General features: G+C 49.9%; 11 protein-coding genes. 5 read left to right on the plus strand and 6 right to left on the minus strand.

All coding sequences use genetic code 11. From position 1 onward, the window contains the following. Window positions 1-70: 70 nt before the first annotated feature. Both ACLD4F_RS13045 and ACLD4F_RS13050 read right to left on the minus strand, forming a co-directional pair. The gene (locus ACLD4F_RS13045) at window positions 71-3067 is read right to left on the minus strand and encodes a chitinase (protein ID WP_411010874.1); all 2997 of its coding nucleotides are present in this window, start codon (window positions 3065-3067) and stop codon (window positions 71-73) included. 92 nt (window positions 3068-3159) lie between these two features. Continuing rightward, the gene (locus ACLD4F_RS13050) at window positions 3160-5259 is read right to left on the minus strand and encodes a glycosyl hydrolase family 18 protein (protein ID WP_079981608.1); all 2100 of its coding nucleotides are present in this window, start codon (window positions 5257-5259) and stop codon (window positions 3160-3162) included. A 380-nt stretch (window positions 5260-5639) separates the two neighbouring features. Here ACLD4F_RS13050 and ACLD4F_RS13055 point away from each other — a divergent pair, with 380 nt between their 5' ends. Both ACLD4F_RS13055 and ACLD4F_RS13060 read left to right on the plus strand, forming a co-directional pair. Continuing rightward, a complete protein-coding gene (locus tag ACLD4F_RS13055; RefSeq protein ID WP_000860681.1) occupies window positions 5640-6083 on the plus strand; it encodes a transcriptional regulator in 444 nt (147 codons plus the stop codon). Between the two features lie 16 nt (window positions 6084-6099). Continuing rightward, window positions 6100-6633: a glycoside hydrolase family 108 protein gene (locus ACLD4F_RS13060; RefSeq protein WP_001068132.1), complete on the plus strand. Its 534-nt coding sequence runs from the start codon at window positions 6100-6102 to the stop codon at window positions 6631-6633. A gap of 60 nt (window positions 6634-6693) precedes the next feature. Here ACLD4F_RS13060 and ACLD4F_RS13065 read toward each other — a convergent pair whose 3' ends face one another. The 4 genes from ACLD4F_RS13065 to dnaK form a co-directional block, all read right to left on the minus strand. After that, window positions 6694-7038: a phage holin family protein gene (locus ACLD4F_RS13065; protein ID WP_000026889.1), complete on the minus strand. Its 345-nt coding sequence runs from the start codon at window positions 7036-7038 to the stop codon at window positions 6694-6696. Window positions 7039-7164: 126 nt separating this feature from the next. Beyond that, on the minus strand, window positions 7165-8112 hold the full coding sequence (locus ACLD4F_RS13070; RefSeq protein WP_000534911.1) for a LysR family transcriptional regulator: 948 nt from the start codon (window positions 8110-8112) through the stop codon (window positions 7165-7167). A 280-nt stretch (window positions 8113-8392) separates the two neighbouring features. Continuing rightward, window positions 8393-9532 carry a molecular chaperone DnaJ gene (gene dnaJ / locus ACLD4F_RS13075; RefSeq protein WP_001119009.1) on the minus strand — a complete coding sequence of 380 codons (1140 nt, stop codon included), beginning with the start codon at window positions 9530-9532 and terminating at the stop codon, window positions 8393-8395. Window positions 9533-9617: 85 nt separating this feature from the next. Continuing rightward, on the minus strand, window positions 9618-11534 hold the full coding sequence (gene dnaK / locus ACLD4F_RS13080; RefSeq protein WP_079802848.1) for a molecular chaperone DnaK: 1917 nt from the start codon (window positions 11532-11534) through the stop codon (window positions 9618-9620). 348 nt (window positions 11535-11882) lie between these two features. Here dnaK and ACLD4F_RS13085 point away from each other — a divergent pair, with 348 nt between their 5' ends. From ACLD4F_RS13085 to satP, 3 genes are all read left to right on the plus strand, one after another. Then, window positions 11883-12287, plus strand: coding sequence for a DUF2541 family protein (locus ACLD4F_RS13085; RefSeq protein WP_001258086.1), 405 nt, complete (start codon window positions 11883-11885; stop codon window positions 12285-12287). A 35-nt stretch (window positions 12288-12322) separates the two neighbouring features. Next, a complete protein-coding gene (gene msyB, locus ACLD4F_RS13090; RefSeq protein WP_001103477.1) occupies window positions 12323-13036 on the plus strand; it encodes an acidic protein MsyB in 714 nt (237 codons plus the stop codon). Window positions 13037-13185: 149 nt separating this feature from the next. Continuing rightward, entirely contained in the window at window positions 13186-13752 is a 567-nt protein-coding gene (satP, locus tag ACLD4F_RS13095) for an acetate uptake transporter (protein ID WP_000528525.1), read from the plus strand. The last annotated feature ends 24 nt before the right edge of the window (window positions 13753-13776 follow it).

Here is a 13776-nt window from a genome sequence, read left to right on the forward strand (position 1 = left end):
AAGAGATTCGAAAGAACGCACCTTCGAATCTCAAACTAATAGTCCAGATTAATGCAAATAAACAGTGATATTATCTGAAATAGCGTGGAGCAGCATAATACTCTACCATTTTATCCGCCAGCCAGCCGCCGTCTTCACCGTTAGAATGGATTGTCGTAATACTGATAGTAGAACCACCGCCCCATAAGATCGAAAAGACGTTAAAGTCCGGTAGGTTCAGCGCCTGCATCTGGCCCCAGTCATACCCCTTATCTTTACGTAAAAAGTCGCCGACGGTCGGGACGCCGTAAGTCGCGCTATTTAAGGCCGTATTGAGTAGCTGCAAAGAGAGCGTGTCAGGATCGCTGCCAATGCGGGCGTCACCCATAAAAAAGGTTCCGCCGGATGCAAAGTGCGCAGGGCTGATCTTACTGACGCCCTCTTCTACTGTAGGCATATGGCCGCCTGGGATTTGCCACAGCATGGCGGGCGTCAGCAGCGCTTTCGTCACCTGTTTGACCATCGCCAGGTAATTAAGCCAGCATGTCGCATTCCAGCCATAGTGGGCAAGCGCATCGGGACTGAAACAGTCACGCTCAAATTTATCAAACGCAATAAAGTCCGGCGCATATTCTCCGCTATAAGCGCCCAGTTCATGAATAAATTCGGCGATCGCCTGCCCTTCAGCTACCGGATCAGCGGTATCGCGCAGCACCCAGTCCGCCGTTCCTGTCGCCCAGACATTCGTCTGCCAGCCAAAAGCCACATCCGGGGCAAACTGACGAACAAGATAGTTCACCGCCTGAATATAGCCGTAGAGATCGTCGCTAAACGTCGGCAACGAAGGCACGATAAAGCCAGCCATCGCCGGTAATGCTTGTATCGCCGCCGCCAGTTGGGCATTCACCGGCACACTGTTTTTTTGCCGTACTACGGTATAGCCATACGGTCCTTGCTGTAGCGCCCCGAGAAAATCCGGGTTAAGCACAAAGGTGGCCGGGACAGGATGCGTCTCATCTTTGTATGACTGCGCCGCCAGACACTGGGTAATAAAGTTACCAAAATGGTTACGTAGCTTTTGCGCATCCTGTAAATCCGCCAGCGCGCTACCGCCGCTGGCATTCGCGGTATAAATGACCATTACCGGCATGACGCTACGCCCGGCTTCTTTTTCTATCTGGCGCACCAGCGCAACGGTTTTATGGATCGGTAACGTCGCGTAATCCAGGAAACCATCCCCGTTCACGTCAACCTCCGCGGCCGGAACCGGATCGCCGCCGCCGTCAAAACCATCGTATTTAAACAACGCGCTAAACGGTATATCGCGATAAAGAGAAACCGTCTCTGGCGCGTTAACCGTCACGCCGCCATGAGCAAGGTAATCAGGCCAACCTTTTACCTGTAGCGTCACGCCGGGCAGAAACTCCAGCGCCACATGGTTGACCTTTTGCAATAACCGTAGCGGCCCGGCCTGTTCACAACGCCACGGCACGCTGTCGATGAAAATATCGTCCGTCTGAACATCATACAGCCCGGGCGCAAAGCGTAATGCCAACGTCTGCCGATCGCTGCCGCTCTCCAGCATTAATGAGTACTGATATTTACCGCTGCTGAACAGATAACGCTGCGGCGCGACGCCATCGGGCAGGCCCAGTAGAGTGGCATCCACCGTCACGAAACTCGCCGTGTCGAGCGCTGACTGTTGGTAAGCGACAGCAACCTCGGCAACCTGCGCCGCAGCAGGGATAAACCCCGTAAGCTGTATGGGGGCCGATATAAAGCGGTTATTAATCATCGCAGGCTGCAGATTGACCGTATAATGATGCCCCGCCAGTAGCCGGGTGATTAACTGCGGTTGGTTGGCGATCAGCGTGACGGTACGCTCATCCGCTTGCGTAGTATCGGCGATATCAACGGTCAATTTCGCATTACCAAGCGCAGGGGCGTCAATCATCAGACGCGCGCTGGCATAACGGACAATCGGCAGACAGGATACCAGGACCTGCGCGGCGGCATCGCCGGATTGCAGCGTAACGGTAAAAGAGGACTCGACTGGCGCGATTTGCATCTCATCATTCGCCAGTGCCGGTACGGTAAGCCGATACGTTCCTGCGCTAAGATCGCCTATTGTCAGAACCTCTCCCCACTCACCGACAAAGCGCTGGGTTTCGCCGGCAGGAAACAGCAGCTCAATCGCCGGTTTGAGCGCCACGATCTGCGTCATGGCAGGAAAATGAACACAAATTTTTCCCTGACGGGCAGGGTCATGGGCCAACGTCGCGCTCAAATCGCTGATGGCAACTGGCATCTGCGTGGCGGCCAGATAGCACTGTAATTCGGCGGTATCCCCCGCCGCCAGCATCAGCGCGCCGTCATGATTAATGGTGATGGTATTCTTCTCGATGGGCCATCCCCCATCGCTGGCCAGCGTCACGGCCTGATTCCCCAGCATTGTTCCCTGAAACGGACTGTAGGGATCGGGGTGCGCGCTGGCCGTAAAATTCAGTTGAAGCTGATTGAGATCTACCGCCTGAGCGTAGAGGTTGGTCAGCGTAAAGGTGACGCGTTGATACCAACTCGCGGTATTCAACTCGCTAACGTTAAGCGTAAGGCCGCGTTCCTGAAGGTCATTGTCCTTTTCCTGCACATCGGGTTCGGCGGGTTGTTCGTCTGCGGCGGGTATCGCTGGCGTCTCCTGATCGGATGGGGTTTCAGACTCTGCGTCTTCGGATGACGATGACGCCAGCGTCAAGGTGATGGCGGACATTTTTACCGGCACCTGCGTCGCCGCGAGGCTGAAAGAGAGCGTCCCGCGTTCGCCCGGCTGAAGAAGTAATGCATCGCTGTTATTAATGATGATGTTGTTAGTTTCCAGCGTGCCATACGAACTCTCATTCAGCGTAAGCGGCAGGTTCCCTTTGAGCGTACCGCCGCTATTTCCCCATGGATCGATGTGCCCGGAAGCCGTGAATGATATTGCGGCATGGTTCATATCGACCGCATTACCGCTCTCATTGATGAAGGTTAAGGTGATTTTTTGATACCAGCTGTTGACGTCAAATGCGCTGGCATGGATGGAAATGGTCATGGTCTGCTCTTCCTCTGTCCCTGGTGGAGAAAAGCCCCGGTAAACCGGGGCTTGAATCATGAAGCCCAATACATCGTGCTTAATGCCGTGTATTAGTAAGCGCCAAGATCGGTCCATGCACCGCCGACACCGCAGTTCAGGTCAGGCTGGTCGCCCATAGACCACCATTTCACCTGATAGTTATGGCCTTTCCAGCTAACGATTTCGAAAGAACCCCAGTTTGCGCCATAAACGGTAGAAGCATCCCACTGCGCGTAAGGTGACGTTTTGTCATCTGCTGGCGTATCATCCTCAGCCGGCGTGGTATCTTCTTCCTCGTCCGGTACAGGAACGATAATCTCTTCTTCCTCTTCCGGTTCCGGTTGAACCTGAGATAGCGCAGGCACAGCCGTCAGAACAAAGCGCTGCTGAGAGGACGGTTCGTTGTAGCAGTCGCGTACAAACAGGGTGAACTGGAAGGCTGTTTTTTCGCTAACTTCCGGTACCACAACCTCAATGATTTCAGCCGTTTTGTCTGCCACAGTGATTTGAGAAGGCACGCCCCAGCTAAAGGACAGCTCATCGTTATCTTCATCAGAAGAGCCTGCGCCAGACAGCTGTACCGTAGATCCGCCTACGACCAGCAGTTCAATCGCCGCTTTCGGCGCGTGGTTGACCTTCTGCGCGTCGTCGCTGTCGCTCTGCTCTTCATCTTTTTCTACATTGATACCTTCAAAGTAGAACGGTTCCATATCGATAACTTCAGATTCGATTTCATAACCCAGACCTTCACGCACGGCGTTAACCAGCACGCCGTTGTCCTGATCGATAGTCCAGGTAAACACGCCGCCCAGGCCCAGTTTCGCTGCATATTCGCCTTTTGCTTTGACGGTACGCGGCGTATCCAGGGATAAAAACAGTTTGGATTCCGGGCTATACAGGTAGTCAGCATCAGCGACCTGGTCGGTGTAAACGTTGAAACCGTTACGACCTTTCTGGTTTTCCAGATCCAGGTAGCTATAAATGACGTCATACCATTCGCTGGTGCCGGATTCGAAAGAACCTGTAGTGTCACCTGTTCCCGGGTTATAAGAACCTTTCAGCGGCGACAGGGATTCAATTTCTGCCTGACGAGCGTTACGGGTATAGCCGGCATAACCGATGTTGATACGGTCAGCGGAGAAACCTTCCGCCAGCAGGTGATCAACGATAGTTTCGACAGCCCAGCCGCCCTCTTCCAGCGCTTTGCGGTTAGTGTGGTGGCCCAGCGTTTCCGCCCACGGCGTACCGAAGAAGTCATAGGTCATCAGGTTGATGCCATACAGGCCGGCAGCCATCAGATCTTTTACTTTCGCATAGTCAAAAATAGTAGTGACAGCGGAAGCGGCAATAGAGATCTTCACATTGCTCAGACCAGCGGAATCCAGCTGTTTACGCAGTTCGGCAATCAGCAGCGCGTAGTTAGCGCCATCTTCCGGACCAAACGGGTTGCCCGCCCCTTCATCGTTCGGGTATTCCCAGTCAATATCCACTTCGCTGAACATCGGGAACTGTTTGAACAGTTTCACCACGCCTTTGGCGAAGGTTTTACGAGAAGAGTCAGAAGCGGCGGTTTCGTGGAACCCGTTACTCATGCTCCAGCCGCCGATACTCATGGAGAGCGCCAGCGTGTGACCTGCGGCTTTCGCTTTTGCCTGCATATCACGCAGCGCGCCCAGCATACCTTTGGCGTTAGCCTGGGTCACGGTTTTCGGATCAACATCCCAGCCGCTGGTTTCAAAACCCAGGTTGATATAAGACTGGAAATCGCCCCACGGATCGAGGAAGGTCGGCTCATATTTCACTTTGCCGCACTGTGCTGCCGCTTCTGCTACGACGTCGCGGTCTTCTTTATCAATTTTTCTGAAACCGGTGATGCCAACAAAGCCGAAAATCAGTTTGTCATAAGCCGTCGGTGAAACGTTGGTTAAATCATAACCACGGCCTGGTTGGGACATATTGCCTTGCAGACGGCTGTCATACTGTGACCAGTCGGTGTAATAACCGAATACCTTCGGTTTAGTCGTGGAATTTTTATATTTATTGTATACCGGTTTCGCAACACGAGCGGAAGTATAGCTTATTTTATCATCGCTTGTTGCAGGGTCAAAACCATTCGCTGCATGAGTAGTTTCAGTAATTGTATCGCCTTGAATCAGTTTGCTTGTAGCCATTTTCAAATTTCCTTTTACGTTTCAAAATTGTCGCAGCTCGTTCTGCGGGGTCCATAATCGTTACAGGCATAAAAAATAGCTAATCACAAAACATCATCTTTTTAGATGATATAAAAATCATAAAAATGAGGTTAACAACACCGTCTATCGAAGAGAAAACAACACCTCTCAGCGCCCGCTTACTCCGTTCTGGTGAGAGCATAGTAAATATCATTTATCATGTAATTAAATATCATTTAATTTCAATGAAATAATGTGATTACACTCGCTATAGACAATGACAATACAATAAAACCAGTGACATTTATTGGATTAAGACATTTCTCATACAATATAGTCACCACAGACAACCAGGATGTACATTTCTAAAGGAAGACGTTATGAAAACTTATATCATTAATAGCAACTGCATTTACAATGAAGGTAAATATGAACTGAGGACGGTCTCAAATTCACAGGTTATTAAAATGACTGCGATGAGAGCCAAATGCCTCAGTTTCATCATCGAGAATGCTCATCTGGAGATTATCGAGCGACAAAAAATAACCACTGCGTTATGGGGAAGTCGAAGCCACTATGTTAATGATGCAAATCTAACGCAGATTCTCTATTTAATCAGACGTGACCTTAAAGCGCTTGGTATTAACGATCTTTTTATTACCATTCCAAGACAAGGTCTCAAAGTGAATAGTGATATCGCCATTATCGCGACGGATAGCGAAACAAAGGGAAGAAAAAAACAGATTGTACGGCAAACCATCGCCGCCCTGACGACCGTATTTTCAGTAACGTTAGGTTCTCTCATGTATCTGCATATTCACTAAGCGAAGGAAAGGGAAGATGAATCCAATTATAGATGGAATTATTGCGCTTGAAGGCGGTTACGTATTTAACCCTAAAGATAAAGGCGGCGCCACCCATTGGGGCATTACCGAAGCCACGGCGCGAGCGCATGGCTATGCTGGCGATATGCGGGATCTGACCCACGCTGAAGCCTACGCGATTCTCGAAGAGGATTACTGGATAAAACCAGGCTTTGACGTCATCTCGACGCTATCGTGGCCAGTCTCCTTCGAGCTGTGCGATGCGGCAGTCAACATAGGCGCTTACCACCCCAGCGCGTGGCTGCAACGCTGGTTGAACGTCTTTAATCACGAAGGTAAACGCTACCCGGATATTCATGTGGATGGCAATATTGGCCCGCGGACGCTTGCCGCTCTCGAACATTATTTGGCCTGGCGGGGCCAGGAAGGGGAAGCCGTTTTGGTGAAAGCCCTCAATTGCAGTCAGGGCACGTACTACTTAAACGTTGCTGAGAAAAACCACAATAACGAACAATTTATTTATGGCTGGATCAAGAATAGAGTGACCTAGACCCGGCTGAAAAAAGACGCGTAAAAGGCTCACGGATGAGCCTGATACTGCGAATGATAATTAATCTGAATTATTTCCTTCGATAATTTTTTTAATCCGCCGCCCAAGAATTTTTAAGATCGGACTCGCGAAAACACCGCCTAAGCCTGCCGCCAACAGAACAATGTTGAAACTGCATTCTTTTTCGATCGCAATCGCGCTTAACAAGAAACTGGTGAAGCAGGAAATCACGATCTGCGTTAAGCAATATTTAATACTTTCATGAGAACTATTATATTCTGTCTTATCTTTGCGTAAAAGATAGCTGACAAAGCCTCCCCACGCGCCAATCGAAATAATAGTGAGTAAGATCTCTAGCTCCAATAGCACAACTTCCGTTGTCGACACATGGTTGGGAATAGACATTTTAACACTCCGAAATCATTATAAATGAATAATTAACACAAGGAGTGTAAGCGCCCTGTCAGAAGGGTAAAAATCAAAGCACATCATTTAAAACCATATTAAATCAAAGCGTAAAAATGAGGTGTATTAGCGACGGAAGGAGGAAAGCGTTTGTAACATACTTACCATCTCATTAATCGTCGATATATTTCTACTATTTTTATTCCAGGATGCATAGACCTGAACTGACTTCAAAGCCAGTTCGGGCGGAGGCTGAATAAATTTAATGTCATATTTACGATGGTTTTTATAAAAAAGCGCTAATTTCAAAGGCATCAATGCAATCAATGAGGTTCGTTCGATCATGCTCATCAAACCGTTAAGCGAATCACTGCGATAGCCGACAATACGCCTGCCAGTATAGTAAAGCTCATCCTTAAATAACTCGCTATCATGATATATCACTGAAGCCCCCATCCCCGGCTGATATAACGCATGACGCGAAGAATAAAAATGATGTAGCGACAGTTGTGAGAGGGTACTCAGCATGTGTTTACTGCTACAGATACAAACAAATGATTTAAAACTATCAATAATTTGATTCTCTATGCCGGACTCCAGCAAAGGTTCGGCACTAATCAACAGATCGCCTTGCGCAGTAAACAGAAGTTCGCTGATATGCTCCCGACTCATATTTCTGACAGTGAAATGATTTATCAAAATACGGTCAAATATATCGCTGTTATAGAGCTGAGAAAGATAATAGCTTTCAACAATATCACTGCCTAATAACGTTATCTGGAACGCTTCATCTTTTTTGCTATTACAGAGAAATGTGTCATCCACCAGTTTCATCACCTGACTGAAATTTTGGTGAATGTCGACAGCCTTAGCTGTGGGGATGAGCCCGCCTTTCCCTCTGCTAAACAGTTCTTCCGGGTAATAACTCTGCAGGCGCTTTAACGCCAGAGAAACGGCAGCCGGTGTAATGCCTAACTTTTTTGCCGCCATAGCCGCATTTCCTGACAAAATAACAGCGTCAAGAATTTTGATTAAATTATAATCAAAGCTCTTGTTGGCACCTTTCGATCCCATTCGCTGTCTGCCTCCGGAAACTAAAAAAAGCAATATAGATAATACTCAAGATAAATCAATTCACAGCATCTAAAAAAGCAATCGTTAATGTCATCACATCACGTTTTTTTAAAGAATAAGCGTATACAAAACTGCTGATTAACATCAATTTGTTTATCAGTAAAAACAAAATATCAACAAATGAGAGAATACGATGCGTTTAACAGAAGCCTGGGCGCGTACAGGCAGAAAAAAGCCCGGATAAACACCCGGGCTGAAGAAAAATACAACGGGAAAAAGATTAGCGAGTCAAATCGTCAAAGAATTTTTTCACGCCGTCAAAGAAGCTTTTTGAACGCGGGCTGTTTTTCTCTCCCGTCGGGCCGCCAAAACTTTCCTGAAGATCTTTTAGCAATTGCTTCTGTTTTTCGCTCAGACCGACCGGCGTTTCAACCACCACACGGCACAGCAAATCGCCCTGCGCGCCACCGCGTACGGACTTCACGCCTTTGCCGCGCATACGGAACAGCTTGCCCGTTTGTGTTTCGCTCGGTACTTTCAGCATCACGCGACCATCTAACGTCGGCACTTCAATTTCACCGCCCAGCGCCGCCATCGCAAAGTTGATCGGCACTTCGCAATAAAGATTATTGCCTTCACGCTCGAAAATAGGGTGTTGTTTCACCTGGACCTGAACGTACAAGTCGCCTGCCGGTGCGCCATGCTCGCCCGCTTCGCCCTCGCCTGCCAGACGAATACGATCGCCGGTATCCACGCCCGCCGGGATTTTAACGGACAGAGTTTTACTCTTTTCAACACGCCCATGACCGTGGCATTTATGGCACGGATCTTTGATCAGCGTACCGCGTCCCTGACAGTGTGGGCAGGTCTGCTGTACAGCAAAGAATCCCTGGCGCATCTGTACCTGACCAGAACCATGACAGGTCGGACAGGTTTGCGGTTGCGTGCCCGCTTTCGCGCCGCTGCCGTGGCAAACGTCGCACTCCTCCAGCGTCGGAATACGGATCTCTTTGGTCACGCCACGCACCGCTTCTTCCAGGGTGAGATCCATGTTATAACGCAAATCAGCCCCACGCGCCGCACGTTGGCGACCACGCCCGCCGCCAAAGATATCGCCAAAAACGTCACCAAAGATATCACTGAAATCAGCGCCGCCATTAAAGCCGCCGCCAAATCCGCCGCCCATACCGCCTTGTTCAAACGCGGCGTGACCATACTGATCGTAGGCTGCGCGTTTTTGCGCATCGGTCAGCACTTCATAGGCTTCTTTAATCTCTTTAAATTTAGCTTCGGCCTCTTTATCACCCTGATTGCGGTCCGGATGATATTTCATGGCCAGGCGCTTATACGCCTTTTTGATTTCACGCTCTTCCGCTGTTTTGGAAACGCCTAAAATCTCGTAGTAATCTCTTTTCGCCATCTCTTTTTATCTGCCCTTAACATGCATACACGGGCGGAGAGGAAACCTCTTCGCCCGTGCCAGTAATTACCCGTTCAAAGGGCGATTATTTTTTATCTTTTACTTCTTCAAACTCAGCGTCGACAACGTCGTCATCTTTCGCGTTGTTTGCAGAAGCGTCAGCGGAGCCAGCCTGCTGCTGCGCATGTTGCTGCTGAGCGATTTCCATCAGTTTCTGGGAAACCTGCGCCAGTTCCTGCATTTTCGCTTCGATAGCGGCTTTATCTTCGCCTTTCAGGGCAGCTTCCAGCGCGCTCAGGGCAGACTCGATAGCGGTTTTGTCATCAGCCGGCAGTTTATCGCCTGCTTCTTCAACCTGCTTACGGGTGCTGTGCAGCAGATGGTCGCCCTGGTTACGGGTCTGAACCAGCTCTTCAAACTTACGGTCGGATTCAGCGTTCGCTTCTGCATCGCGAACCATTTTCTGAATTTCTTCCTCGTTCAGACCAGAAGATGCCTTGATGGTGATCTTCTGCTCTTTACCGCTATTTTTGTCTTTCGCGGAAACGTGCAGGATACCGTCAGCATCGATATCGAAGGTAACTTCGATCTGCGGCATACCGCGCGGCGCCGGGTTGATACCATCCAGGTTGAACTGACCCAGAGATTTGTTATCAGACGCACGTTTACGCTCACCCTGCAGCACATGGATGGTTACCGCAGACTGGTTGTCTTCCGCAGTAGAGAACACCTGGCTGTGCTTGGTCGGGATGGTGGTGTTTTTGGTGATAAGCGGAGTCATCACGCCACCCATCGTTTCGATACCCAGAGACAGCGGGGTAACGTCCAGCAGCAGTACGTCTTTCACGTCGCCGGTCAGAACGCCGCCCTGAACCGCTGCGCCGATAGCCACAGCTTCGTCCGGGTTAACGTCTTTACGCGGCTCTTTACCAAAGAACTCAGCCACTTTTTTCTGCACCATTGGCATACGAGTCTGGCCGCCAACGAGGATCACGTCGTTGATATCAGACACGGACAGGCCAGCGTCCTGCAGTGCGACTTTCAGCGGCTCGATAGAACGGTTCACCAGATCTTCAACCAGGCTTTCCAGTTTCGCACGAGTCACTTTGATGTTCATGTGTTTCGGACCGGTGGCATCTGCGGTAATGTACGGCAGGTTCACGTCGGTCTGCTGCGCAGAAGACAGCTCGATTTTGGCTTTTTCTGCGGCTTCTTTCAGGCGCTGCATTGCCAGCGGATCGTTACGCAGGTCAATGCCCTGATCTTTCTTAAACTCGTCAACGAGGTAGTTGATCAGGCGGGTATCGAAGTCTTCACCACCCAGGTGGGTATCACCGTTGGTTGCCAGAACTTCAAAGGTTTTTTCGCCATCAACTTCGTCGATTTCGATAATAGAGATATCGAAAGTACCACCACCGAGGTCGTAAACCGCGATAGTACGGTTGCCGACTTCTTTATCCAGACCGTAAGCCAGCGCTGCGGCAGTCGGTTCGTTGATGATACGTTTAACTTCCAGCCCCGCGATACGACCAGCATCTTTGGTAGCCTGACGCTGCGCATCGTTAAAGTAAGCCGGTACGGTGATAACCGCTTCAGTTACCGGTTCGCCCAGATAATCTTCAGCCGTTTTCTTCATTTTCTTCAGCACTTCGGCAGAAATCTGCGGCGGCGCCATTTTCTGACCTTTCACATCAAGCCATGCGTCGCCGTTGTCGGCGCCGATGATTTTGTACGGCATGATAGAAACGTCACGTTGAACTTCTTCGTCCTGGAAGCGGCGGCCAATCAGGCGTTTAATCGCAAACAGGGTGTTTTGCGGGTTTGTCACTGCCTGACGTTTAGCCGGCTGACCAACCAGAGTTTCACCATCCTGGGTATAAGCAATGATAGAAGGCGTAGTGCGATCGCCCTCGGCGTTCTCCAGCACGCGTGCCTGCGTTCCATCCATAATCGCTACACAAGAGTTGGTAGTACCCAGGTCGATACCAATAATTTTACCCATCTAAACGTCTCCACTAAAAATTCGGTCATCATGTGGTTGTGAATCTGTAATAAGGGCGAAACGTGCGGTTTCAACTACCCTGAATCGTTTTTTTTCAGACTCACCACTGCGGTTGACTACAAGATGGGGTCGTAACCCACGTCATCAAGGGGGAGATGAAAAAATTTTTTAGTGACGAGAGGGCGCGATGGAAAACCAGACAGATAAACATTCATGAAATAAATTAAACAACGAATACCATTCACATAAAAATTGTAATAAAAAGAAAAGATTACAAAACTGAATCGTTGTCATGAGCAGAGTATGATAGACGGTAATTGCTTATTGAACCCGTCAAAGAGAAATTCCATGCGATCTGTGTTAACGATTTCCGCCGGCCTGCTTTTCGGCCTGGCGTTAAGTAGCGTCGCGCACGCGAACGACCATAAAATACTGGGTGTTATTGCCATGCCCAGAAATGAAACGAACGATCTCACGCTGAAAATTCCCGTCTGCCGCATCGTGAAGCGCATTCAACTCACGGCGGATCACGGCGACATCGAACTTAGCGGCGCATCCGTCTATTTTAAAACTGCGCGTAGCGCCAGCCAAAGCCTGAACGTCCCTTCCTCAATCAAAGAGGGCCAGACAACAGGCTGGATCAATATTAATAGCGATAACGACAACAAACGCTGCGTATCAAAGATTACCTTCTCAGGCCATACGGTAAATTCTTCCGATATGGCGAGACTTAAAGTCATTGGCGACGATTAATCGCTGTTATTTCTATTCCAAAAGCCAGACTGAAAATGAACGTCACCTATTTACACGACGAGGATTTAGACTTTCTTCAGCATTGTAGCGAAGAACAACTCGCCGATTTCGCCCGTTTGCTGACGCATAACGAAAAGGGCAAAGCTCGCTTGTCGAGCGTCCTTAGTCATAACGAGCTGTTCAAAGCGATGGAAGGTCACCCGGAGCAACACCGCCGTAACTGGCAGCTCATTGCCGGCGAGTTTCAGCATTACGGCGGCGACAGTATCGCCAACAAATTGCGCGGACACGGAAAACAGTACCGCGCGATTCTGCTGGATGTCGCAAAACGGCTAAAACTCAAAGCAGATAAAAGCATGTCGACGTTTGAAATAGAACAGCAACTGCTGGAGCATTTTTTACGTCATACCTGGCAGAAGATGGACGCGGCGCATAAGCAGGAATTTCTGCAAGCCGTAGACGCCAAAGTTTCTGAACTGGAAGAACTGCTGCCGCTGCTCATGAAAGATCGCAGTCTGGCAAAAGGGGTCTCCCACCTGCTTTCCACCCAGCTTACCCGCATTTTGCGTACCCATGCCGCGATGAGCATCCTGGGTCACGGATTGCTGCGCGGCGCAGGTCTTGGCGGCCCGGTCGGCGCGGCGTTAAACGGCGTCAAAGCGATGAGCGGCAGCGCGTATCGCGTGACTATTCCGGCGGTGTTGCAAATAGCCTGCCTGCGACGAATGATGGCAGCGGTTCAGGCGTGAATGCCCTCACAGGGGGAAATATTTTCTTTTCCCCCTTATTAGATCATAGACAGTCCTCTTCCCCCTGATTATTATGCCGCGCCCCGAATACGGAACTCGTTATTCTGGGAAACTATTTCACCATTCAATTATGATGATTTTGAGGAATTATGGGCAACACTAAGTTGGCTAATCCGGCACCGCTGGGCCTGATGGGCTTCGGCATGACCACCATTCTGCTTAACCTGCACAATGCCGGTTTTTTCGCCCTGGACGGTATTATTCTGGCGATGGGGATTTTCTACGGCGGTATCGCGCAAATTTTTGCCGGTCTGCTGGAGTACAAAAAAGGCAATACCTTTGGTTTAACGGCCTTTACCTCTTACGGTTCGTTCTGGCTGACGCTGGTCGCTATCCTGCTGATGCCGAAAATGGGCCTGACGGATGCGCCTGACGCTCAGCTACTCGGCGCTTATTTAGGTCTGTGGGGCGTGTTCACGCTGTTTATGTTCTTTGGTACGCTGAAAGCCGCCCGCGCGCTGCAATTTGTTTTCCTGAGCCTGACCGTGCTGTTCGCTCTGCTGGCGGTCGGCAATATCACCGGTAACGAAGCCATTATCCATATCGCAGGCTGGGTTGGTCTGGTTTGCGGCGCCAGCGCTATTTATCTGGCGATGGGTGAAGTGCTAAACGAGCAATTTGGCCGCACTATTCTGCCAATCGGCGAGGCGCACTAAATCTCTTTTATTCCTCCCGCACCG

It is taken from the genome of Salmonella sp. 741265050_HSA (assembly GCF_046569445.1).
Classification (GTDB): Bacteria; Pseudomonadota; Gammaproteobacteria; order Enterobacterales; family Enterobacteriaceae; genus Salmonella; species Salmonella enterica.